At 45.5% G+C, this 23,626-nt stretch carries 19 protein-coding genes; 13 read left to right on the top strand and 6 right to left on the bottom strand.

All coding sequences use genetic code 11. The annotated features are described in order from the left end of the window. On the top strand, window positions 1–228 hold a 228-nt coding region (locus tag EBR25_08355; protein NBW40999.1), incomplete at its 5' end, for a hypothetical protein. A gap of 300 nt (window positions 229–528) precedes the next feature. On the opposite strand, the gene EBR25_08350 is transcribed toward EBR25_08355, so the two are convergent. The 5 genes from EBR25_08350 to EBR25_08330 form a co-directional block, all read right to left on the bottom strand. Beyond that, window positions 529–1,443 (bottom strand): hypothetical protein, encoded by a 915-nt coding sequence (locus tag EBR25_08350; GenBank protein NBW40998.1) that lies wholly within the window; start codon window positions 1,441–1,443, stop codon window positions 529–531. Next, complete coding sequence (locus tag EBR25_08345; GenBank protein ID NBW40997.1) at window positions 1,410–2,789, bottom strand: CpaF family protein; 1,380 nt, start codon at window positions 2,787–2,789, stop codon at window positions 1,410–1,412. The genes EBR25_08350 and EBR25_08345 overlap by 34 nt, the downstream gene beginning before the upstream one ends. Then, window positions 2,789–3,679, bottom strand: a complete 891-nt coding sequence (gene cpaB / locus EBR25_08340; GenBank protein ID NBW40996.1) for a Flp pilus assembly protein CpaB — start codon at window positions 3,677–3,679, stop codon at window positions 2,789–2,791. Before cpaB ends, EBR25_08345 begins: the two co-directional genes overlap by 1 nt. Before the next feature lie 35 nt (window positions 3,680–3,714). After that, window positions 3,715–3,921, bottom strand: coding sequence for a hypothetical protein (locus EBR25_08335; GenBank protein ID NBW40995.1), 207 nt, complete (start codon window positions 3,919–3,921; stop codon window positions 3,715–3,717). A gap of 112 nt (window positions 3,922–4,033) precedes the next feature. Continuing rightward, entirely contained in the window at window positions 4,034–5,596 is a 1,563-nt protein-coding gene (locus EBR25_08330; GenBank protein NBW40994.1) for a ParA family protein, read from the bottom strand. A 199-nt stretch (window positions 5,597–5,795) separates the two neighbouring features. Here EBR25_08330 and EBR25_08325 point away from each other — a divergent pair, with 199 nt between their 5' ends. Then, entirely contained in the window at window positions 5,796–6,428 is a 633-nt protein-coding gene (locus EBR25_08325; protein NBW40993.1) for a hypothetical protein, read from the top strand. Between the two features lie 131 nt (window positions 6,429–6,559). Further along, window positions 6,560–7,093 carry a hypothetical protein gene (locus tag EBR25_08320; GenBank protein NBW40992.1) on the top strand — a complete coding sequence of 178 codons (534 nt, stop codon included), beginning with the start codon at window positions 6,560–6,562 and terminating at the stop codon, window positions 7,091–7,093. Window positions 7,094–7,103: 10 nt separating this feature from the next. Here EBR25_08320 and EBR25_08315 read toward each other — a convergent pair whose 3' ends face one another. Then, entirely contained in the window at window positions 7,104–7,640 is a 537-nt protein-coding gene (locus tag EBR25_08315; protein ID NBW40991.1) for an NUDIX hydrolase, read from the bottom strand. A 36-nt stretch (window positions 7,641–7,676) separates the two neighbouring features. Between EBR25_08315 and EBR25_08310 the strand changes: the two genes are divergently transcribed. From EBR25_08310 to EBR25_08265, 10 genes are all read left to right on the top strand, one after another. Then, window positions 7,677–8,204 (top strand): ferritin, encoded by a 528-nt coding sequence (locus tag EBR25_08310; GenBank protein NBW40990.1) that lies wholly within the window; start codon window positions 7,677–7,679, stop codon window positions 8,202–8,204. Between the two features lie 174 nt (window positions 8,205–8,378). Then, window positions 8,379–14,903, top strand: coding sequence for a hypothetical protein (locus tag EBR25_08305; GenBank protein NBW40989.1), 6,525 nt, complete (start codon window positions 8,379–8,381; stop codon window positions 14,901–14,903). 143 nt (window positions 14,904–15,046) lie between these two features. Beyond that, entirely contained in the window at window positions 15,047–16,303 is a 1,257-nt protein-coding gene (locus EBR25_08300) for a dicarboxylate/amino acid:cation symporter (protein ID NBW40988.1), read from the top strand. Window positions 16,304–16,524: 221 nt separating this feature from the next. Continuing rightward, complete coding sequence (locus tag EBR25_08295) at window positions 16,525–18,552, top strand: phospholipid carrier-dependent glycosyltransferase (GenBank protein ID NBW40987.1); 2,028 nt, start codon at window positions 16,525–16,527, stop codon at window positions 18,550–18,552. A 144-nt stretch (window positions 18,553–18,696) separates the two neighbouring features. Next, entirely contained in the window at window positions 18,697–19,665 is a 969-nt protein-coding gene (rfaD, locus tag EBR25_08290; GenBank protein NBW40986.1) for an ADP-glyceromanno-heptose 6-epimerase, read from the top strand. A 336-nt stretch (window positions 19,666–20,001) separates the two neighbouring features. After that, window positions 20,002–20,163 carry a 50S ribosomal protein L34 gene (rpmH, locus tag EBR25_08285; GenBank protein NBW40985.1) on the top strand — a complete coding sequence of 54 codons (162 nt, stop codon included), beginning with the start codon at window positions 20,002–20,004 and terminating at the stop codon, window positions 20,161–20,163. A 230-nt stretch (window positions 20,164–20,393) separates the two neighbouring features. Beyond that, window positions 20,394–20,792 carry a ribonuclease P protein component gene (rnpA, locus tag EBR25_08280; GenBank protein ID NBW40984.1) on the top strand — a complete coding sequence of 133 codons (399 nt, stop codon included), beginning with the start codon at window positions 20,394–20,396 and terminating at the stop codon, window positions 20,790–20,792. A gap of 2 nt (window positions 20,793–20,794) precedes the next feature. Then, entirely contained in the window at window positions 20,795–21,079 is a 285-nt protein-coding gene (yidD, locus tag EBR25_08275) for a membrane protein insertion efficiency factor YidD (protein ID NBW40983.1), read from the top strand. A gap of 45 nt (window positions 21,080–21,124) precedes the next feature. Further along, window positions 21,125–23,017, top strand: a complete 1,893-nt coding sequence (locus EBR25_08270) for a membrane protein insertase YidC (protein ID NBW40982.1) — start codon at window positions 21,125–21,127, stop codon at window positions 23,015–23,017. Window positions 23,018–23,234: 217 nt separating this feature from the next. Further along, the gene (locus tag EBR25_08265) at window positions 23,235–23,561 is read left to right on the top strand and encodes a hypothetical protein (GenBank protein NBW40981.1); all 327 of its coding nucleotides are present in this window, start codon (window positions 23,235–23,237) and stop codon (window positions 23,559–23,561) included. The last annotated feature ends 65 nt before the right edge of the window (window positions 23,562–23,626 follow it).

The raw sequence follows: 23,626 nt of genomic DNA, 5'->3' as shown, positions 1-23,626 counted from the left end.
CTCCTGGGCAATTACCCGCAGTCACTTGCCGTCCTGCAGCGGTTGCTTGCTGAATATCCGCAGGACCCGAAAGCACCGACCGCCATGCTCAGGCTGGGCACCGTCTACAGCGAGATGGGCGACCGGGCGCGCGCCGTCGATTACTGGCAGCGCATCAGGCAGAGCTATCCGGACAGTACATCTGAAATCGAAATCGCCAACGAGTACCTGGGCGAGCTCGGACTCTGACCAGCCGGCCCCGGGCCATTCACACCAGCATGAGCGCGACACTGAGAGGCACGTATCGAACCTGCTGTTCAAATTGATTTCGCTCATGAGAGTCCAGAAGCCCGGCTGCTCGATATTCAGCGTGGCTGTTTCTTTGAGAAATCTGATCACGTTTCATCGCGCTGCGTGTATTTTCAAACCTATGAATCAACGGCTCCTCAAGCCCACGAAGAACATCACGGGAACTCCATCGACTGTTCGCAAGCAGCCATACGCCAAGCGATATACAAACAAAAAGTACAACGAGCTCTATCATGTCTCCTAAACTCTTATTTTTGCCATCTTCAACATCCATACAATGCCGACTACCACCAGTGAGATACCAATGACGATGAGAGCTCTCCCTATTGGGTGAACAAACGCTTCCACAAACGCCCGCTGATTCGTCATCCCCTGAATGATTCCAATTAGCAGCGTGCATCCCGCAATCCCAAATGCTGATAGTTTTTGCATCGCAACAGCTCCTCTCGTTTTCCTCCTAAACGACTGTCGTTGTCGGACGACTCGAGCCAGTCTCCTCAGGCAGTGTGATAAGGTTGCACCCTCTTTTCGTGCAAGAGTAAATGCCATGCGAAAAAGCTTAATATCGGGATGTCGCACTCGAGCACCAAAGATGGCTATCGCATCATCTTCACTGGCTCCCTCTTCTAACGCGCTTTGGATTGATTCTAACTCGGAGCGCATAATAGAGTTCTCTTGAAAGAGTTGCGCTGATTGAATTAAGGCAATCAGTGGATCGAGCCCGGTCTTCATACCAGAGGACAGCGACATCAGGAGTGCAGCATAGTCGCGGTCAAAATCTGCTTGTCTTCCCTGACATCTACGCTCGAGGGCATGACGCTGCATCGCATAGCAGGCAAGCGGAAGAAGGAAGAATGAAAACTGTAGATAAAAGCCCAAAAGAACTGAACCGAGCCCCGAAAATACCAAAAAGATGAACCAGCATCTCTGCCTCCTCTCGGAGATATCAGCATATCTACAAATTGTTGACGGATATAATCTTCTCAGTATTGAATCTGGTTTATGACAAAGCGAGTACTTCTTAGAAGGCTCGGCAATCCAACGGTTTTTCGCTCCACTACCAAGAAGCTCTCTGAGACGTATAACCTCACTACGTCCAGATGAAAGTCCTGCTACGCCTCTCATGCTGCTTTCATTCCTTCTTGAAAAGCACATTCAGCAGGCAACTCGAGCCTATCAGGCAGATGTGACAAGTAGAGCGGATGCTCTCCTGTTTCGAGCTCAGAACGAAACTGGCTAACTCGCGACACAAGTTGCCAGGTTGGAGTAGAAGCATCCCTGTCATAAAGAAAAATATCACGCTGACGCAAAACACCATCAGAAGCGGCGCCAAGCTCTTTAATCTCCATAATACGTCTCTGTCCAGTCCGCCGGCAGATATTTATAAATGCAACAACTTGTACCGCAGTACCGATCTGCTGAATCAGAACGTCACGACCAACTCCGCGCTGCGCTCTCCCAAGAAAAAGCTCCAATCGAGTGATTGCATCTGTGGCGCTTTTTGCATGAATCGTAGAAAGTCCTGGATGCCCAGAAGCACAAACATCAACAAACGCCTCCGCAGCTTCACAATCACGGATTTCGCCAAAAATAATGCGATTCATCGCCATTCTCATTCCTGCTCGAATACATTCAGCAGGAGAAACGCGCCCTTCACCATCGGTATTTGCCTCTCGGGTAGTCATATACCGAGTTTGTGGATGTTCTAGGCGTATTTCAGGGGTATCTTCGATGACGAGTATCGAATCTTCATGTGGAACACTACTCGCAAGAGCTCGCGCTAGAGTCGTTTTACCTGTTCCGACTTCTCCAACAATGAAGGCGGTATGACCGCCCCGAATGAGAAGCGAGAGATATCGCAAGATAGGCTCTGGAGCTAAGCCCTTTTTAACAAGGTCTTCAATGCATACTGTCCCAAAGCGATTGAGTCGAATTGTTAAATAAGGTCCAGTATCGCATAACGAGCGATGAACAGCATGAACTCGAGCAAGACTCCCGATCATTCCGTCGGCGACTGGTTTTTTTGTCGAGTATGAAGTTCCCGCCTTTTGCAAAATTCGCTCGACAAACGTTTCATAAGCCTCCTGATTGAAGAATCGAAGGTTCGTCGAATACGTATTTCGTCCACGCTGAAAAGAAATTTGCCGGCTATCATGCACAATAATATCTGAAATATCAGGCGCATTAATGAGATCCTGAAGCACCCCAAACGGACGACTCTCGCGTTCAAGTTGTGCCAAAATTTGATCTCGCTCAAAGTTGCTTATCTCAAAACCTTGTTGGCGAGAAACTGAATAAACCAATTCTACAAGATCATGTTGAGAGAGGCTTTGCTTCGTCGACTCAGACTCCTGACGACCCAACTCGCGCTGCACCTCTTGAAGAATGTGGATAAGCGAGGGTGTTAGTCCTTCCTCTCGAGGAGCTGGCAAGGCAAGCATTTGTCCAGAGCTACGATGAGGAACAATCTCTTCAAGCTCTTCAGGAGTAATTCTACGCATTAATCCTCTTCATCTTTTAACCAGTTTGATGGCGTTACTTCGGTTCGAATCCACCTATTTCCTGTTAACGAATACTGACGTGAGTTCTTTCCTTCCACTCTCAAATAACCAGTCACTCTCTCTTCAGGTTTTATCGCCCCTTCTCCTTGAAGCCGTTGACGGTCATAGCTTCGCTCTCTCCAACGTCCCTCATCTCCTAAACTTCTGAGCGCAAAGGCAATTTTTCCGTGTGGAGAAGCTGTCGTAATTGTTAACGCCTGTTCTTGGGTGACCAATAGCGTTACGGTGCTGGGTACGCGATTACTACTTGAATTCTGAATCGGATTAACAGAACGAGCTGCCGATAAAATTCGAACTTTTTCAGCAACCACACGAGTTCCCTGAGCGGTAACCAACAAGACATCAACTATTGCACCACTACTTGCCCAACCCTCAACCGCTCCAGTTGCATCCACTTTCACGGTAATAGCCCTCATGCCATCGGGAATCCGATTGATAACGGGATTCGAGGCGCTAGGATTAACACTCAAGTTCTTCTCGAATATTGGAAGATTGGCTGGAAGGGGCGCAATAGCCATCGATGCTAAAAACGGCTCGATATCAAATACTGCACCAACTGGTATCTGATGACGAGGAAACGCCACTTTCTGAAATCGTATATCCTTTAGGATTGTACCCGCCGAAACAGGCTCAATCGGCACGGGGATCGGCACGGTATCGAACTGACCAACAACTGGATGAACAGTTACTATATCCGCAGATACCGCGCCATCTCCTTGCACAGAAAAGATTACACTCGCGACAACGACCGCTATAGCGAGCATTCCGAATCCCAAGACATTCTGATTACTTCTTCGTGAACGAATACGTGCAACCCGTCTCGATGGCATAATACACCCCCGACGTTCTTCTCTAGGCTATTGTGTTAGTTCCCAATCGCTGTATTGGTCGAGATTGTATCGATATTTGCAGAAATGCTACCGAAAAGCCCGGTTACTCCTGTCTGAAGAACGGCAAACGCCGCAGCCGAAATCATGAGTACAAAGGCTGCACCAGCTGCATACTCAAGAAGAGTAAGCCCGTCTTCCTTTCGATGATATTTTTTGAGTTGTGTTTTTAATTTCGTTTTCATGTTTTTTTCCTTTTTGGTTTTTTGTCTGTCGTATCGTTGAGCATCTTCATGATTATCAACGGTACGCACTCAAAACCTTGAAAAAAGAATGCAAAACCTGTCAGAAATTATCTTAACGAATCGTTACTCCCGAGATCAGGTCGCCGATTGTAAAGCCACTTTCTTCGGGAATTTTTGTGGGGAGAGAGTTCGCATCTTTAGCGTCAAAGCTCTTCTTGCTTTTTGAGTCTGACTCATCGTTATTGTCGGCTCTCTCTTTCTCCTCTCTTTCCTGCTCTGAACACTCCTCCTGCTGCATCAGGTCAATAAGACACGGACTGCGAACGCCAGAATCTCGCATTACCTTCGGCTCCGGCAGTGCTTTCACATGCGTGAGGATATCTTTCTTGCGATCCTGTGCCGCTGCAGCAATTATGGGATGCTCTTCGCTCTGCGCCACAGAGGCACTATCGCCTCTCTTTTTCTGAATTCGAGCCATAAAACGACGAAAGAGACTGCCTTCAGAGTCATCTTCATTCACAAGTTCTAGTTGAATGGCTAGTTGCTCAAATGCATCCTTCGCTGAGTTTCGCGATAGTGATAAAAATGTTCCTCCTGAGGCCGGCCATTTAGCGGCACGTCGACAAAAAGGAATTCCGAACGGTGCCCACGATTTCTCGCTTCCGGTAAGCACCCGTTCAAATTCAGAAATAAGTAGGCGACGAGGCAATCCAGAGCCACAGCCATTGTCTAAAATAGTCAGTCGACCAGAAGATGACGTATTCTCTTGAACTTTTCTAAAGCGATCTACAGATGCATAAAGTGTTGCAGGATCATTATTCAGGATAAAGACGACTTCGTCGGCTACGCGATGCAATGTTTTTTGTAACGCTCCACGCATGCATCCACTATCAATAACGATGCACTCGAAACGCTCATCCAGAAATTCAAGAAACGCTAGAAAGAGACGCACTGTTTTTGAGTCGCTTGCATAGAGCAATTCGCTCTCGGGAGGAGGTGCAATATGAAAAAGCGATGGGTCATCTTCCCAAACTTGGCATAAACACTGCTCAACAGCTTCATCACATAAGGGACGGCTCCCCTCAAGAATAAGCTGAAAGTTCTCATTAACAAATGGAGGGGCTTGTAAAAAGCGGGTCAGATCTTGGGTTTCAAAATCCAAGTCAATAAGTACTGTCTTATTCCCATATAAAGAGCTCAACTCTCCGAGCGCTGCCGCGACGGTTGTTACCCCCACGCCACCTTTGCCACTTTCCACAACGACGAGCTTCGCCTTTCGCTCTTCCTTTTTGTTGCGAGAGAGAAGAATCAACTTTCGAAGAAATGTGAGACTGACATCTTGCATTGAAATGGTATCGTTCACGCCTAGCCGAGCAAGTTGCTCGACATGCGCAAGAGACTCTAGCCGAGGAGAGGTACAGGCAAGAAGGGGAACTTTCTTGATGACTTCTCGAATTTTTCTAATGCACGTAAGATCCTCTTCTAGAAGGGCTGGACCAAGAATGCAAAGGTCTGGTGTTCCTGCAAACTGAAGCTCCTCTAGAGAAACTGGCTTTAGGTCAACTCGTGGAACGAACTCTATCTCTGCATTCTCTTCATGTAAGAGCCCATGAAACCAAGTCGTTAATGACTCCCTCTCTTTCGCTCCTCGTTCGAGTACGTGAATTGTGAGCATGGTCAAGATTTTCCTATCAAGAAATAGTTCAATCAGGCTCTGGCAGTGTTGATTCAGATAGAATAAGACTAGACAAAAGCATGAATCGAACGAGATTTGGTCGAACACTAACTCTTTTTGTTTCGTATTTGGTAAAATTTTTTTCGCAAAAAACTGGAAAAACGGCTAACTTATTGAACAATAGATCAGATCCGAACAGATGCAGATAACACAGAACATTAAAAAAAATCTCTTTCAAAAGCGATGGTCGGGAACGTGGACAGCATCTGGTACCATTTCCGAGGCAAATTGTAGCCTTCTTACCGATCACCTTATGAAAAAAGTGATTCCGGAAAATGTATTCACAGGAAAAGCAATCGTTGACTTAAAAGGTCGCGACAAGCAAAACCTTCTCCTCGAGAACTTTCCCGATGATCAAAAGCCATCTGAGCAAGAGATACTCTTTGTGCAAGGTGCTGCTAATCATGGGGTAGAGCCAATAACCTTCCGTATCAACACCCCTTTCCTGCGCTTCTCCAATAGCCATATTGAGCACTCAGTTACAAGTGAAAGGTCATTCCACGCCCCGCGCTTCCTGAAAGCAAAAAGCCTCGGAGAAATTATTCCTTTTTCATTAAAGCATTTTAGGTGCGGACTTGAGCGATATCAGTCTCTCTTTAAAGCGCTTTCATTTGGATATGTTCCAGAAGTTGTTGACCGGCTTATTGTTGACTATTCAGATGGCTCTCTCGCCGTAGAACTTCAGGCATCGAACCTCCTGAGCCCCACTACCCCCCCATTCTTTGGCGTTTTAGAGATTGAGTCTTTTCTTAACTTACTAGAAACATTGTAGTTTTATTCTGCGAATCTCCAGTATCTCCTTCCTGAAATCTCTAAGACACATCGACACCGGAAAGCTCAATAACAACGGCAAAGGGAGAACTGCACGGCAAAAGCTATCTCGACAGAGAGAAAGAAGGAACCATGACTACGGTAAGTCAAGAACAGAACAACGCAGAACAAGAAGCAGACCGAGTTATAGACTCGCTTCACGTGGGGAGCGATAAAGCCTCAGATCAAAAGATTCATGGTGCATTGGGTGCAATTCAAGATCTTGATGGATACCTTATCCCTCAAAACCTTCTTGACGAGCACTCCAAACTCCAGTCACTTCTCGCATCTGAGAGCCTAGAGAATTCCGCTACTACAAACCTCAGAGAACTTATTGGCAAAGAGATTGTTATATCAGAGGCTTGCATTGATCATACAGCAGAAGGAGTAGTTTTTGATGGTATCTGTACTATAGAGAGAGAGGAAGATGTTCACATTATCTCTGAAGAACCATTAATGCTTCAGGGTGAGCTCCTAATTATTCAAGGCTCAATCACGCACGAATATTCCAATAGAAGCGGTGATAAAGGGGTTAGCATTCAAAATATTAAACTTTCATTTAGCTCCGCTAACGCCCTTGTTCGTAAAGAGACAAGAAGCTCTCCTGAGCTCCCTCAAGCGGCATAATGAGTATCAATTAGATAAGCCTTAAAAGCTGTGCTCGAAGAAGTAGCGCAATAGTCTTTCCATCACAGATATCACCAGATGCAATTCTCATAAATATTTCATCCCTCTCCATCTCAATTACCGTAATATTCTCATCTGCATCAGCGGGAAGAGAGGAGGGAGTAAGGTCTCTTGCAATGAATAAATACTGCAATTCATCGCAGAAACCTGGAGCTGGATAGAGAGTACCAAGCTCATGCCACGTTTCAGCCCGCATACCGACCTCTTCCTGGATCTCTCGCTGGGCACAGTGAAGTGGAAGCTCCCCAGATTCGAGTGTACCAGCAGGAGCTTCTATCAACTCTCGACCAATCGGCATCCGATATTGCTGAACAAAAAGAATCGAACCCGTATCGGTAATTGGCAAAAATACCGCCGCCCCTGGGTGTCTTACTGCAAATCGCTTCCTTGATGTATCAGTCGGTTGCTGCTCTTCAACGTAGAACACGGGGCATTCGTAGACTTTCTTGATGAAAACCTTATCTTCATCATTTATTTTGTTCGACATATCTATTTCACTTCCCCCATCACCGTATTTCAAAAAATGCGCTATATGATTACTACAGAAGTGACAAACCAGCTAGCACAACAAATACAACGCGAGCTTTCAGCCTCCTATGCCTACTATGGGTTACATCTCTTTTTCACCCAAAAAAGCCTCAATGGCTTTGCTCGCTGGAGTAAACAACAAGCAATAGAAGAGCTAACTCACGCAGACAAAATCATGTCTCACCTCTTAGAGCGAGATGCAGTAGTAGAAATATATGATATTCAACAAGCAGAGACTTCATTTAAAACTCCCTTGGAAGCACTTCAATATGCACTAACTCTCGAACAAGACGTCACTCATGCAATCCTTCATCTCAAGCAACTTGCTCATGAACAACGCGACTTTCAAACAAGCAGCTTTCTGAATTGGTTTCTTGATGAGCAAGTGGAAGAGATTGCCCAACTACAAGAGCTCTGCCAAAGGCTTTCTCTGGCTGCCGATGATATGAGCGCACTTCTCTTTCTTGACAATCAAATAGGAAAAGCGCGCACAAAAACTCTTATAAATACGAAGGACATGTGAGATTTTCTTACGGATTATTAAATGATCTTCGTATTTTTCCTCTAGGTAGGGCTTTCAGCTGTTTAGCCCACAAGTTTCCAATAAAAAATGCCGTCTTACTCCATAGTTAAGTTCGATTTGAGTCTGTTTTTGTTTCTTGTAGTTGTAGTAGCAGCTTGAAGTAGATGTAGAAGTATGACCGGTGTACGAAGTACAGACGCTATCTCTTCATCGAGTAGCATTACCGTTCGTCCACAGCAGTCCTTTGCTGTGAACGGTCGCATACGCTTTGGCAACGATTCTTTCACCTTCCTTGATCTTCAGAACAATAGTGGCTCTAGCATCTCGCTGCTACGCCTTAACTATGCACTCGGCACACTTGCTACTGCGAAAGACAAACTCGGAGAACTCCTTGGTCTCACTGATGAGTTATTTGAGCTCGCTGAATCTGCATCACTTGACTCTACAAGCAACTCAAAAAGAAAATCGATAAATCGACGATTTCAGGATAAAATCGAAGACTTTCAGGAGCTCCTGGACAACTCCTCCAAAGATGGTGTTGATTTTCTTAATAAAGATGAACTCACGGGGTTATTAGAATTTGCAGGTCTCGAAAAAGAGCTTGCTGGCCGTCTCTCATCGACTTTTAAGCGACTTGCTGGTTCAGATTCGATTCTCGGATACGAAGATGTCGAAGGGGCAACTGTTCGATATAAAAAGAAGGTTCGTGAACAGAATCCTCTTCGGAATCAACAGGTAACTCAAGAAGAAAACAATCTGGGTCAAGGCGTTCCGTTCCTGAAAACCACTGATTCCGTAACACGCAATATTCTGTTTGGAACAGAAGCTCAATATACAGGCAACTCCAGCGGGAATGCTCTTATTGGTACAGCAACGAAAAGTGATCAAATTTCGGTTCAAGCTGATATTGCGGACTATAGTCAACGCCTACTCGCGGTAGATAGCGCCGGGCTACTTGCTCTGGTTTCAACTGGAGACAGCGACAAAGCCGTACTGCAGTTTTACTCAATGCTCAACTCCAATGCACCCGTACACCACTTAACTCTGACTACTCTTGATACCTCTTATGATTCAGTAAAAGCAGATGTTGCCCCACTCGCTGGGAGCTATGCCTATTTAGACGAAGCCAATACAACAATTTATTATAAGCAAACGAACGATAGCTCTTTTGAAAGTCTGTCCGTCTCAGGTGGCACTATTTCTCAAATGCAAGTCTCAGATGGAAAAATCTTTTTTACCTCAGATGCAACAAGCCTAGGTGCCAATGGAGCTACAGATGACCTATTCTACTTTGATTCGACTCTTTCGAAGCCTTCTGCAACCCGCATCGCGTCCTCGACCTATGCTCAAGATAGCGTCTCTGCTATTGAGCAGTTTAGTGTTAATGATAATGGCACTCGGGTTGCCTTCGTAATAAATGAAGCAAGCGATAGCAATGCTCTAGCGGCGGGATTGAGCAAAGATCTGATAGCATTGGAGATTGGCACCGGAGATTATTTTCGATTCGAAGATCGAGCACTCTACGACCTTCAAGCCCCGACAGGCTCAACTCATGACTACAGAAAAATAGCGATAAACTCTACAGGTAACAATCTCGCTATTTCACAGCATACGGTAGGGTCACCAACAGCCAAGTCCGTTGCACAATACGATATAACTGACATCACGAATCCTGTCTTTTTAGCCGCACAAGCTACAGGCACGCTCGATGGACCGACTGCGGTAAATAGTGAAACACAGCTTTATCTCGGTAAGGCAGACGCTCGGGATCTGAACCATGACGGGAAGCTCGATGTAGTAGGTGTCTTTACCGATTCTGATGCCAATACGGGCATAGCGACCTACCTTGGCAAAGGCAATGGAACTTTTGCGAATATTGCGAAACAGAGCTTCGATAGCGCACCCGTTGGCACTGGTGTTTTCGCCGTCGGAGATCTCACTGGTGACGGATACCATGACGTTATTGCCGAAAAAAACACTGATGGTTCTCTCCAGATTTATGAAGGAAGTGGCTCAGGAACATTCTCAGAAGGTGGAGATATAGCCATTACCTCTCCATCTGAAATTGCACTTGCAGACGCTAATTCAGATGGCAACTTAGATATTTTTACCGCTTCAACTTCAGATGTACTTTACAGTCAATCAACTGGAAACTCCTTTAATTCTCCTACAACCTTTAATATCAGCGGACAAACCATTGAAGCTCTCGCAATAGAAGACGTAAATGGGGATGACAATCTTGATATTATTACCAGCGGAAAATCTAGCTCCGTCTCTAATATGGCGACCCTAGCGGTAAGAGTAGGCAATGGCGCCGGTAACTTCGGGAGCACTATTGCAACAACTCTATTAAATGACACTTCACTTGGCAGTAATCCGACTACAATTGCTACAACATTTGGCGATGTCAACGATGATGGCACAACTGATGCTTTGAGTATCATTCGAGGTGATACCAGTAGCATTCTTAACATCGCGACAGGAAATGGAGATGGTACGTTTCAAACTTCAGCTACCTATTCCGTATATGTTGACGCTTCATCAGATGCTCAGATTTCGCTTAACGATCTGAACAATGATGCCATTAAAGACATTCTCGTTAATGGCTCTCTTTCTGGAAGTGGTGTAACCCATGTATTCACAGGACGAGGTGATGGAACTTTCTCGACGCCAGTTACATCAACAAATGCCTCAACCACAAGCGCATTCTTTAAAGCTGGAGACTTTGATAACGATGGGATCACCGACGCGCTTCAGGCAGGTAGTGACAGCGCTTCAGGCGGTGCGTCTGATCCAGAATTTGTTATTCGACTTGGTGGGATTTCACAAACCCCTGCCACGGGAGCGTTTTCTAGTGGATCGGCAACAACTTCTGATAGCAATATTACTCTGACAACCTATCCTGGAACGCTTGGGTCTGAGACAAGCGGTGAGTCTTTTACCTATACATCGCTTGGAACTCCTCAACTAGTAGATGTTGACAGCGATGGAAATCTCGATGCGGTAATGAGGTTTGCTGATACTGGGAGTGGAGCAAGCGGTATTGTTTCCTTTTTAGGAAATGCAGATGGAACTTTTCAAAGCCCTGTAACATCTGGCGACGATGGCGGATTTACCATAAATGGCATGACTCTTGGTGACTTCGATGGAGATTCAGTCACCGATGCAATTGTTTCAAGCGGAACAAAGCTCTTTTTCTGGAGCGGCCAAGATGACGGAACCTTTAGTGTTGAGACGGTTACATCTGCTGCAACCTCGACTCTGAACAGCATCATAGATCTCCGCACTGGTGATCTTGATGATGATGGCTCGCAAGACGTTACCATTTCAGGCATGGGAAAATCTGGGCCGGCTGTTGAAAGATTTTTTGGGAATGGTAGTGGAGGTTTTTCCTCACAGTCGTCACAACTCGTAGGGTCTGGGAGCACTGTCACCAACGGACTAACTGTAGCCGACGTGACTGGGGATGGGGCTCCTGAGATTATTCTTGGTACAGCTGATGCTGGTACTGGAACTATTACAACTCTGATCAATAATGGCTCTGGAGCTTTCAGCTCCTCGACCTCTAACTCCTTCACCGCTACTTCAATTACTGGACTGGATGTTGGGTCGGTTGGACTCTCTGCAAATGCTGATCTGGTTGCGGCAGCAACTACTACAACGGGGCAAGTAGGAATTCTATTTGCTGGGGATGGCTCGGGAACTTTCACTACCTCTTTCTCAGAGGCCAATAGCAGTGAGGTTTCTGGAAATATTCAACTTCAAGATCTGAATAATGACGGGGCTCTGGATATCGTCCAAGGAGGTCGATTAAGCGGCAAGTCGACGAATGGGCTTATACGAACCTACATGAATGATGGAACAGGAGGATTTGGTAGTAGCACTTCATATCAAAGCGGCAGCTCGAATGCTGGCCTTGCTCTCGCTTCCGCAGATCTCGATTCGGATGGAGCGGGAGATGTTCTCTATGCTGGCTCCGACGGATCTACTGGCTACTACACAAGAATGGGGGATAGTAATACCACGAATAGTCAGGCCGCAACCTCTATCCTAGTCGACTTAGATCAAGATGGGCAGATGGATATCGTATCTGGCTTGAACAACGCATCCTACACGCCCTTGGCTGCTCAACTTGGAAACTCAGACGGAACATTTGATGCCGCTATAACATCCACTTTAAGTGAGTCAGGTAGTGTAACTCAGCTCGTTTCAAAAGACTTCAACAATGATGGAAGTCCAGATATTGGCTTTGCGAGCAGTGGCACAGCGGCAACGAGTAACGGAGATGTTGTTGGCTATGCTGCTGGTGTTGGAGATGGCACATTCACCGGCGTTACCACAGTAGCCGGTACTTCTGACATCTACGCACTTCAAGTAGGGGATGTGACAGGTGATGGAGTGGATGATCTGATTACAGCCGGCTCCGATAGCGGCACAGGTGAAGTGCGTATCTATTCGGGCGATGGCATAGGAGGATTTAACCTTGCGTCTCCCACGACAATTTCTGGTTCGGGGAAAAGTATCAGCGCAATCTCTCTTTTTGATATAGAGGGGGACGGTGATACCGACCTGATTGCAACTGAAGTTGATAATTTCATGAATGGAAGCGTCAGAACCTATCTCAATCAAGGAAGTGGAACATTTACATCATCGACCTCAACTGCCACGAATACCACAGTAACATTTGCTGACACAAAAATGGCTCGGGCAGACCTTAACAATGATGGCGAGGTTGATGTCGTTGTCACTTCAACAGGCTCGGGCTCTCCGGCAGGAAATGCCTCCGTGTTGTTTGGCAACGGAGATGGGACTTTTACGCTTAGCCAAACATACGCACAGGAAGCACAAACTACTACACAGGTACAATTGACTGACCTTAATAGAGATGGCCAGCTAGACCTACTCACGAGTGGAACTAATGCGAGTGCAGCCGGCGAGGCTTCTTTTAGACTTGGAGTAGCAGATGGGACCTTCCGATCACGAACCACTATCAATCCAGGCAGCAATACTCCATTTGGCCTCTATACGTATGATGTAGATAATGATGGTGCAAATGAATTTATAGCAATTCAAAATGAATCAAATGGAGTGATGAGAGCAACGGTGCGCGAGCCATCCTATGGAACATCAGGGGCAATCGTTTATTCAGGCAACCTCAATCTTGAGAATATTACTCCCTCTTCAACAGCATCTATCTTTGGATTCTCTGCTGAACAATCTGGCTCAGAGGAATACTTCGGAGTGCTTGCCTCCCCGGCATATGGCAAGCGTTCTAATGCAGTAGGCTCTACAAATAGGGCTCTTACTATCCAGCTCAGTAACGAAGCGAACAATAGTGGAGGGAGTCAGATATTCAACCCCCAGCTTGGAGGGATCGTAGGTGGAGATGCCTTCTTTTCAACAACAGCTAACTATGGCAACACGAATCCCGATGGTCTCGAGGGGTTTACGAAACAAGATTTAGGACTCGCCGGATATGAAGCTACAAAAGTCGAATCCAGTATTGATAATGCGATTATTGATGTGACTTCAAATGGAAGATATGCCCTCATTGAAGATAAAAACGATGATCCAAAGGTAACCAGCCTGCGAGCCTACGATCTTGAGACGGGCACAGTTGCTTTTGATGTTGGAGAATTTTTGTTCGATCAAGCTGGAACCCACCCTCATAGCGCTGTGATTTCTTCGGGCGATGAGATTAATGTCACCTATACAAAGCCTGGTGATACGCTGAATATTTATAATGTTTCATCAACGGCACCTAATACGATCACCACCAGAGCAGTCTCTGGAGGGTGGAAAGATAACCTACTGAGCTATGACTCCGGATATGCATACTCAGCAAAGAACGGCTCTCCCTCCACTACAAAAGTCTACGTCACCAGTGGATTCGCTCCTGATGATGCAATAAGTACAGTAGATCTTGGCAGTGGAAAGAGTATTCTTATGACAGGAACTTCAATTTCATCTGATGGAAACCTATTAGCAACTACAGATGAGACAAATCAGCTACACTTTGTCACTGAAGCTCAGTCATCACCAACGATACATAATACCTCGATCCAAAATGTTATTGAGACAAGCGTTAGTGGGAATGGAAATAGAATTGCCGTACTACAACAAGAAAACTCAATCTATACGGTGTCCCTTTACAGAAATCGTAATAATGAACTTATCTTACTCGACTCTACTACATTCGATGAGAATACATCGCAAATACACTCCCTTTCAATGAATTCCGCGGGTACTCAAATAAGCGTTGCAAGACAAGACAGCGAAGGTAATGAAGAAATATTTCGAGCGATTGACACCACGAAGACAGTGGCTTCAATTCGAAAAAAGACAAAATCTATATCCCGCGGTGTAAATGAAACAATCGATCCACTTGAACAAGAACTTACTGATATTGGATATTCCATGATTGCTCGAGAGACCATACAAGAGCTGCATAAAGAAATATCACAAGATCTCAAAGATGTAACAAAAGTACTAGATGAACTCTCTACAACAATTCGTGGAGCATTTAAGAATGCTCCTGCTGAACTAAGAGCTCTCTCAAAAGGACGCTCAACCGAGGCATTACAAAAGTTCGCTCAATCAGTAGCCGAGCAAATTCGCGCGACTTCATACGAGACTCTCTTGCTTACCAATGAACTCGACCAAGGCACGGCCCTCCAGCTCCTCCGTTCAGGACGCTAACAGGAAGAAAACGAGATATACTCTTGTCATCTCGTCCTCATTTCAGTAGCTCTATGAGTATTATCGCGTCTTCTTGAAGAAGGCGAAGACCAAAAAAGGCAAGACTTTTACCGCCCAAACAACATCTTGCCTCACATTCGCTTATGCAAATTTATCAAAAATACTTTAATTCTATCTTAATACTCTCAATGATTGCTGGAGGAATTTTTGGGGGACTGAGCCCTCAGACCGCCATGACTATCAGCATTATTGGGGAACTCTTTCTGCGCTTGCTTACGCTTCTTATTGTTCCCGTAATTTTCTTTTCAATGTTGAGTGGCGTTTTAAACCTGAAAGATTCTCGAACTCTGGCATCAGTTGGCGGCAAGACATTTCTTTATTATATGACCACGACGGGCATTGCTGTGCTGATTGGACTGAGCCTCGTGAACGTTATTGAACCCGGGATTCACGGGAGCAATGACTCTTCACTACATAGCATGCTCTCAGAAGAATCATTAGAATCTTCCGAGGTCGGCAGCCAGCTTGGGAACACTAGCCACTCCTTTGGTGATGTTATTAGAAATATTATTCCGAAAAATATCATTCAAGCAGCCCATGATGGTAATGTTCTCGGAATTATTTTTTTCTCGCTATTTCTCGGAGTTGCGCTCTTACATCTTTCTCATGAAAGCACCAAGCTAGTTCTCAGAGAGACCGCTCAGGGCCTCTTTGAAGCAATTATCTGGATGATTGAAAAAACAATGCTTCTTGCCCCTATAGGATTCTTTTCTCTGATTGCCAGCTTGATAGGCGGATTTCTTCTGAAAGGGCAACTTGCACTCCTTGGAGAATCTCTTCTGGAATACACTGCCACTGTTGTGATGGGGCTTCTTATCCATGGCTGTATCTTTCTGCCTCTGATTGCACGATTTTTTGGGGTTCGTCCGTTCAAACTCTTTCGAGCAATGACTCCAGCGGTTCTATCAGCGGCATCAACGGCTTCTTCCTCGGCGACTCTTCCAATTACTCTTGACTGCCTGGAACGCAAAGCCGGCGTGCCAACCCGTATAGGCAGCTTTGTAGCGCCGTTAGGTTCCACAATTAATATGGATGGAACTGCTATTTACGAGGCAATTGCTGTAGTTTTTATTGCTAACATGCTTGGAACAGAGCTCACGTTTTCTCACCAGATACTTATCTTTCTCACGGCAACGCTTTCTGCCGTTGGTGCAGCTGGAATTCCAGGAGCAGGGCTGATCATGATGGTGTTGATACTTAATACCGTAGGGCTGCCCGAAGAAGGAATAATGCTCGTGATTATTGTTGATCGTCTTCTCGATATGCTGAGAACTGCAGTCAATGTCTGGGGCGATAGCGTAGGAGCAGCAGTTATTGCATCAACTGAATCGCCAGCCTAAATCACATTGAAGCATAAAGTCCGAAACGCTGCTTTTGAAGAGGGGGTAGTCAAACACTTGAAATGACTCCAATAGACCATATCCCTCAAGCAATCACGAATTCCAATCTGTATCGTTTTTTGTGGACCTATGATAAGAGGTTAATGGAACATATACTCAGACATGCTCATACTTCAGAATCGTAAAAGTAGAGCGGTAAAATAAATATCTCTTACAGTGCTATGGAAAACTCGGCTCGAAGAACTGATTCTCAAGAAGCAATGCTCCAAGAAGTGGAGCACGAACATCATCACAGTGAAGAACCATATGTGTTTCAAGCTCATGCATTTCCCGTTCTTCTGCTTTTACTGTTTACCGCTTGGATTCACCTGCCGTCACTTAGTGTGGGACTCCCCTATTTTTATCATGAAGATGAGGCTCATCACTTTAATCGTACAGTACGGATGGTTCAGTCTGGGGACTTCAATCCCCACTATTTTCACAAACCCTCACTGCACTTCTATCTTCGAATGCCGGTAGTCATGGCAAGCTTCCTCTGGAACGTAAAGGAAGGAAACATTCGGACCATCGAAGAAATACAAACTCGGGATAAGCTTGGAGTTGGGGAATACGCTTTTACAGCAAGTCATCCTGGTATCGTGAAATGGAATAGAGCATTTGGACTTCTCCTGCTCATGAGCTCTACAATCTTTATCTACAGCATCGTTCAGCTCCTCGGGGCGAGTCGTTCAAGCGGTCTCTTCGCTGGGCTTCTTTTTGCCTTTTCCCCCACGACTCTCGAGCATGGAGTTGTTATTGGTGTTGATATTGTCGTGACCTTCTTCGCACTCCTGACAACAGTAATAAGCATAAAAGCACTTCGTGAAGAGCGCGCTCGTTCGCTTCTGACATTTATAAGCGGCTTATGTGCAGGTTTGACTATCTCTTCTAAATACAACGCACTTCCTATCATTTGCGTCCCGCTCATCGCCTCACTTCTCATGTCAAAAAAACTCCGTCAACAGATTCCAATCCAGTTTCTTCTCTGTCTTCTGGCGGCTATTTTTGGATTTCTTTTAGGCTCTCCATTCATTCTTGTTGAGCTCCCCCTATTCTTGAATCAACTCGCGTATGAGATTTGGCACTATGGCATAGCAGGTCATATCGATAACGAGGCAACTCCTGGACTTGCGCAAGCCACACACTATCTCACGTGGTTGTTCAGTAACGGCGTGGGAGCAATCGGAGGAATAATGGCGCTCCTAGGAATATGCCTCCCCATTCTTTCACGAAAAATCGGAGTTCACGATAGACTGCAAGCAATACTCCCTCTCACTTTCTTAGCGCTTTATATGGGGTTGATGATTGCACAAAAGGCAAACTTTGAGAGGAACATGCTCATTGCTCTTCCTTTCTTTTGCATCTTTGCGGGGCTATTTGCAGAGTGGCTATTATATCTTCGGATTCGATATCGTGGGGCACTACGAGGAGTTTTGTGCGGAGGAGCATTGCTCCTCACCATCTTTCAGACCATATCATTGAGAGAAGCGAGGGCAACAATGCCCGAGTCACGAAATGCGCTGCTTGCTCGAGACATTTCATCATCACTACAAACGGTCTGTGCAGCAGAGCTATGGCTATCAAGCACTCAAGCAAAACAAATTGGTTGTCGAGAAGCACAAATAGAAAAGACTAATGCGCTACAACTTTTTCAGGATGATGTCGAACAAATTATTCTTCCAGAGTATGCTGCTGCTTCACTTCTCACATCAGGGCTCTATACAAAAACAGACACGATTGCTGGAGTGACTGAGAGGCAGCGGGTTATACAAAATCCAGCCATTACTCTCTTGAGTCAGAATTACAGCGAGGAAATCCCGGTAAAGATTCTGAAAGAGCTTGTGCAAAATCAATCAGTCAAAAAACTCAACCAGCGAACGCAAACCTCTACTCAAGCACGGTGCGAAGTAGGCTCCATGCGAAATGACGGTGAGTCTGGCTGTTGGATTACCGAACGAGTTACCCCTATCTTTGTGGCTGGCTCTGGCGCGACCTCTTTCTCAGTAAGTACACCATGGGATCCACAGACCATGCGAATATATGATGAAGAATGGCGTGAGATATTTTCGGCTCAGATTATCCGCGATACAGACGTTGAAATATCACTGAAAGCAAATACCCATTACACAATCATGATTAGCAATGTCCGTCAGCCAAGCCGTATAAGTGGATCGCAAGATACAAGATTGCTTGGCGTTCTAATAAGGTAGCCTGCTCTCTATGCTCAGTAAGAACGACCTCAAGAAAGAGGCTGCTCAACGCGTCAGAAAACCTCCTATTGGGAGGACAGTGGCAAAAAACTATGATATACAAAGAGTTTGCGAAAGCATCCAAAACGAGGAAGGGAATAAGCGATGTACGTAGTAACAGGTGGAGCGGGATTCATAGGAAGCGCTTTTATCCACAAACTCAATCAAGAAGGCATTGAAGACATTATTGTTGTCGATGAGCTTGGGACATCTCCGAAATGGCTTAATCTGCTCGGGAAAGGATACATCGACTACGTTCATAAGGATCACTTCCTGGAACATCTTGAGTTGGGCCGATACAGAGGACAGATAAGCTGCATAGTTCATATGGGGGCGTGCTCCGCCACCACCGAAGAAGATGCGGATTACTTAATGGAAAATAACTTTCACTACTCCCGCACCCTCTGCGAGTACTGCTTGGATAATGGAGTCAGGTTTATATATGCAAGCTCTGCCGCGACTTATGGAGATGGTTCTCTTGGTTTTTCGGATGATCCAGAAAAAAGCATGCTCTTTCGTCCGCTTAATCGTTATGGGTATTCAAAGCAGCTGTTTGACCTTTGGTGCATTCGAAAGAAAGTTACTGACTCTGTTGTCGGGCTCCGCTTCTTCAATGTGTATGGTCCCAACGAGGCGCATAAAGAAAACATGCGATCTGTTGTTCATAAAGCATATCATGAACTGAAAGAAACGGGAGAAATCTCTCTCTTTCGATCGTATCACACAGACTATCAAGATGGTGAACAGAAGCGGGACTTCATTTACGTAAAAGACTGCGCCGACACACTGTGGTGGTTTACAAATAACATCAGAACGAATGGCATCTATAACTTGGGCACTGGAAACGCCCGATCATGGAACGATCTCGCAAATGCGATCTTTCATTCACTGGGGATACCACCTCAAATTCGCTACAAGGAGATGCCAGAAAATCTGATTGAGCAGTATCAATACTTCACTCAAGCAGAAATGCAGAACCTAGAAGCTGCAGGGTGCCCCCTTCCTCAAACCTCGCTTGAAAAAGGGGTAGAGGATTACGTTCAGAACTATCTCGAAACGGGGAAGCTGCTCTAAATATCGCGCTCGACGCTGACAGTTGGCTAAGTAATTGATCCTACTATCTTTATCTTGAAGCTGGCCTCCTTATTCCATGTGCCTGCTCCTCCTTCAGACCGACAGAGCCTCTTCTGGCCTCACTGAGTTGATTTTCAGCCTATTATTTTTTAATCTCTAGCACTTCAATGTTGTGAGATGAAAAGGCCGCTCACTTCATTTACGAAGGAGCAAGAACCGCTAGAGGCTCAACAGATATCTGTTTAACCAGTAGAGAACCAAAGAGACGTTCTGAGGCGGAGAGAAGAAGGACAAAGTCAAAGCGACGACGAGAGATAAAAAAAGAGAGTTTAAGAGATGAAACGTACATACCAGCCGAGCAACAAGAGCCGCCACTCAACTCATGGATTTCGCGCACGAATGAAAACTCGTGGAGGACGTGCTGTGTTAAACTCCAGAAGAGCAAAAGGAAGGCATCGATTAGCTGTCTCAACCCCACGAAAGGGTCATTACAAGTAAACAAAGCATCGCGCTCCAAATAAAGACACCAATGCCGGTCGATTGTAAAATCGACTCATATTCATCAAAAATTGGAGAAAAGAGATCTACCGGCAATCAGAGTTTTCAGGAAGAACTTTAATTCTCCCCTGTGTGCCGACTTCAGCGCGCCGACTCGTGAAGAAAAAGGCCAGGCTGAGGCACAAAAGACGACAACGAGTTATAGAGCCACAAGAGAGGTTACAGGAGTAATGGTTTCCCAAGGTACTCTTCCGCGAAAAGCGCGTATACCGTCAAGAAGGGAGATTACCCACCTGCAGAGGGCAGGGAGGAAGATTCATACAAAACACTTCGTAATCTGCTTTGAATCAACATATGCACCTTGCTCTCGACTCGCGGTGACCGTTAGCAAGAAAGTAGATAAACGAGCTGTTCAGCGAAATCGAATCAAACGACTGCTCAAAGAAGGTTTTCGCCTCTTGAGAGGAAACCTCACCCAAACACTTGATGTTGTCATCATTGCAAGGAAAAATGCTGTTGAGTGCTCTTTTCGTGACTGCATGACAGAACTCAGCGGGGCTTTTCAGCAGCGAGGGCTGTTGTTGACGAGTCCAGTAAACGAAAAGCCTAAAAAGAGTAAGCTAGGATAATTGTGGGAACGCTAGTACAGAAAATACTCCTTTGCTTCATACGGTGCTACAAAGTAATTGTATCACCGCTGCTAGGGGATCGCTGTCGGTTCTATCCCACCTGCTCGGCTTATGCGGCTCAGGCCATAAAGGAGCATGGCTCTATTCGCGGGGGAAGCATGGCTCTTACTCGCCTTCTTCGTTGTCATCCTTTTGCAAGGGGAGGTATTGATTACGTGCCAAACAACGAAAAGGCGAATTATACTCGGAGTAAAAACATTCCTCAGGTAGAGCAACAAGCGAATTAGTGAAACGAGGATACAGGTAGGAATTTTCGTAAATCAAAAGGAAGTATGAAACAAATGAATAAAAGCTCAAATCCTTTCGGAGACAATAGAACCGCCTTTGCCTTCTTCCTCTCACTTATTGTCATCATCAGCTACGTTCAGATCTTCATAGAGCCTTCGACGGACAGAAGACGAGAACTGACCTCTCCCACATCTATAAGTTCTGAAAGCCAGCAACCTTTGAGCACAAGCAACCTTCCCTATGAGAATGGGGCACAAGAGAATCCAGTACAGGTAGCAACAGAAACAACAACTCCTTCTCCTTCTCTCCCTACTACTCCTGAGGTACTCCCGATTGATAGTACCTTGACTCCTCAACAGCAAGAATTACAACGTCAAGAGGCAGCAAAGCAGTACCTTTCACTGCTCAATAGCACTCCCAAATTACAGATTAAAACTTCTCTCTATACATCAGAAGTATCGCAACTTGGGGCACAGATGCTGACGTTCGAATTGGAAGAGCACTCAAAACAGCTTGGCTCTGAGGAAAGATACAGCATCATAGGTCGCCACGCTCGGACGCCGTTGCCATTTCGAGTAGAGCTTCTCGGCGGAAGCGATGCTCGAGTTGAATTTCCTGAACCAATCATTACAGCAAGAAACCAAAGCACTCAAAACGCGATACGGTCGACTGCTAGCGGTCAAACAGTTACTCTCGCTGATGGTGAAGAATTGTTCGTTACCTATCGGGTGGAGCTAAAAGACGGGGGAACGTATACAAAAGCCTATCGGTTCATCGGAGGCAAGTTCGTTATTGATGTCAAAGCAAGCCTTGCCGCTCCTCCTGCAGGAACTACGCCACTCAAACTCTCGTGGTGGACATTTATCCCTGAAGAACTCGTTGGTCGCACCTACGATCCGATCAGTTTCTCCTTTCTCACTACTGACGACAAAGTTGAACATGAGCAAGTGACATCTCTAGAGGATGACCTCGGTCGACCAAAAGGAAATAAGAATCTTAGCGATGCGCGTTGGGGAGCGTTAGGCGATAAATACTTTATGGCCGCGCTGATAGCAAAAGATAGAGCTCAAACAATGTCCGCAAGCCGTGATGGTAATAACTACTCTCTCTCAGTGGAAGGAACACCACAGGAAGTTGAGGCACAAGTCTATCTGGGTCCGAAGAACTATTCCCAACTCAAACAAATGGACTTCAAAGAGCTGCATAGAAGCGTTAACCTTGGATTCTTCTCATTTCTCGCAATCCCCCTGCTTAGCGTAATCAATCTCTTCTATGGCTTCCTTGGGAATTATGGATTAGCAATCATCGCGCTAACCCTCGCTATTAAATTTCTATTCCTACCGCTTTCCCAAGTAAGTTTAAAGTCCATGAAAGCGATGCAAGAAATTCAACCAGAAATTAAGGCGCTTCGTGAACGGATCAAAGACGCGAATCAGCTCAATCAAGAAATGTTTGCGCTCTACAAGAGAAAGGGAGTAAATCCCATGGGTGGATGTCTCCCTATGCTTATCCAAATTCCAGTATTTCTCGGATTGTATAATGCCCTCTTGAATGCAACGGAGCTCCGTCACGCACCCTTTGCTTTCTGGATTACCGACCTTTCAGCCCCCGAAGCGCTTATGCTATTTGGTATTCCAATTCCTCTTATGATTATTCTGATGGGAATCAGCATGTTCCTCCAGCAATGGCTAATGCCATCCAATATGGATGAGCAGCAAAGAAAAATCATGCTTCTTATGCCAGTGATGTTTACTGGCATGTTCATCATTTTTCCATTTCCGTCAGGATTAGTGCTCTACTGGTTGGTAAACAATTTGATTTCGATTGTACAGCAGGTATACCTCCGAACCGAGAAAGGCGTGGGTCCTATAACAGCAACTTCAGTGGCAAGCGTTGGGATTTTCTTTCTGGCATACCTCTTTACAGAAATTTCGTAGGTCGTGTGAATGGTACGACTTTCAGCGGCTAAAAAAGGCTGAAAATCTGCCAGCTCTATCCGCTGACATAAAATAAGCCCCCAAAATATCTCATTCTTACAGTGGGTTAGCGAGGTACAAAAAAAACTATCCTATTTTCTGAAGCACTCGGGCTAATTCTACTGATTCATTATTAGGATGTGTTAAGTATCAAAAACAACAACATAGAAGGGACACCATGAGTTTAACAGATGCCAAAGACCAGAATTTCTTCGAAAAGTTTGGGCTGGAAGTTGCCAGCGGTGAGATCGAAATCGGACAGACCTATCCAATTTACGGCATGATTACGAAGCTCCTCTCTGATGAGCCAGGAAATGTAATCGTGGAACTCAATTTTTCAATCAAGGCTCATATGACAATCCCTGACGAGCAGAAGGTGAACATTCTCAAGGAACGAGCCTTTGAACCCGGAATTTTTGTCTCCACGGTAAAGTCTAACGATGATGGTATTGAAGTAGATTGTAAAACTGTTGTCTTCGGAAAAAGACAGGAGTTTCAAGCGTAGCTCACGCCAAACAGTAAAAGTTTCTTTCGTCCCTGACACATCAAAAGCCCGCTTTCGAAAGCGGG

It is taken from the genome of bacterium (assembly GCA_009926305.1).
Classification (GTDB): domain Bacteria; phylum Bdellovibrionota_C; class UBA2361; order UBA2361; family RFPC01; genus RFPC01.
This window is presented reverse-complemented; position numbering and strand designations above follow the sequence as displayed.